The organism is Eubacterium ramulus (assembly GCF_003122485.1).
Taxonomy (GTDB): Bacteria; Bacillota; Clostridia; order Lachnospirales; family Lachnospiraceae; genus Eubacterium_I; species Eubacterium_I ramulus_A.
In genome coordinates this window covers 1-1,355 of sequence record NZ_JRFU01000244.1, presented here as the reverse complement: position 1 = coordinate 1,355, position 1,355 = coordinate 1, and the positions used below count along the sequence as shown (strand labels likewise).

Annotated in this window: 1 protein-coding gene; it reads right to left on the bottom strand. The window is 43.5% G+C overall.

Annotation, left to right across the window (positions count from 1 at the left end; translation table 11 throughout):
- Window positions 1-71: 71 nt before the first annotated feature.
- Entirely contained in the window at window positions 72-1,259 is a 1,188-nt protein-coding gene (locus tag LG34_RS16200) for a sugar ABC transporter substrate-binding protein (RefSeq protein ID WP_109216997.1), read from the bottom strand.
- Between the last annotated feature and the right edge of the window lie 96 nt (window positions 1,260-1,355).

The following is a 1,355-nucleotide window of genomic DNA, read 5'->3' as shown; positions in this document are numbered from 1 at the left end:
TCGCTGACCAGAATCACGCACCAAGTCTCACGTGCGTTCGACTTGAAATCACTATAAATTATTTTAACTGATTAATATTTGTCAATTTTTGCATAGCTGTCATCAGCATAGTTCTTCAGTGCAGTAATAAAATCATCATATGTTACATCTTCACCGATCAGGTTCATAACTTCTTCCTGTGTCAGAGGGTTCTTCTGGCACTCATCCCAGAATTTCTGGAATTTCTCACAGTTGGAAGAATCACAGTAGAATAATGTAAGGTCTTTTGTATACGGAGCTTTGCCATCTGCATCAAGAATCGGATGTCCGAGCAGTTTGTTGATCAGAAGGATTTCAGCAAATCCGGCACCTGTATTAGCACCGGCAGAGATGATCTCTACTTTGCCATCGATAACATCCTGAATCAGATTTGGAGTTGTATCACAGCCGTAAATCTTGTAATCAAGGCCCATTTTTTCTCTGACACCTTCCAGAGATGTGATATATCCAGCACCTGCTCCGATTGCAACGTCTGCATCTTTGTTTGCAGAAAGAAGGTTAGAACCTTTCTCATCGCCCTGTCCCGGGTTATCGCAACGTGCTACATCAAGAACTTTGCCACCTAATTCCTCAAATTTCTTTGTGAAACCAGTGATTCGATGATCGTGGTTGTAGTCACCCTGAGCACCTGCAAGGATAACGGCTTTTCTTCCACCTGCTTCATAAGCTTTCTCTGCAAGATAAGCTGCCTCAGCTTCCGGATCGAATAATACAGTACCTGCATACAACGGATCTTCTTCCATTGTTTCTACATCTGCATCAACCGGCGGAGTTGCAAAGAATGAATAAGGTACATTTGCTTCCTGGCAAGCCTGTGAAATAGCCGGGAATACAGTCTCTGCAATACCGATCATACAAACACCGTCCGGTCCTTTGGAAAGCTGTGAACGAAGCTGCGTAACAATGTTATCAACTGTAAACTGGTTATCTACAACGTCTACTGTAGAGCCTACATGCTGTGCGACAGAATCAATGATCCACGCGTTGATATCCAGTGAGTATTCACCCTGGCCAAAGTCATTTGTTGCAAATGTGTAACCAAGATTTGAAAGGTCACCGGACTGACCACCTGAAGAAGATGTATTCTCCTGCTCAGAGGATCCCCCTGTTCCCTGAGTACCATTTGACTGTCCGGAATCACCGCCGCTTCCACAACCGGTTAATGCAAGTGAACTTGCCATAGCTACTGCCAAAACCATTCCCAATAATCTTTTTTTCATTTTTTTCCTCCTTAAAAAGCTTTTATCCTAAAACCACTCTGGCTTTATTCATTTCAAGAATGCTCCGGCATTCTTGTTGCGAGGTGCGCGTCATGC

What these genes read in the sequence shown, in the direction of transcription:
- LG34_RS16200 (WP_109216997.1), bottom strand. Translation starts at nt 1,259, where the DNA reads ATGAAAAAAAGATTATTGGGAATGGTTTTGGCAGTAGCTATGGCAAGT.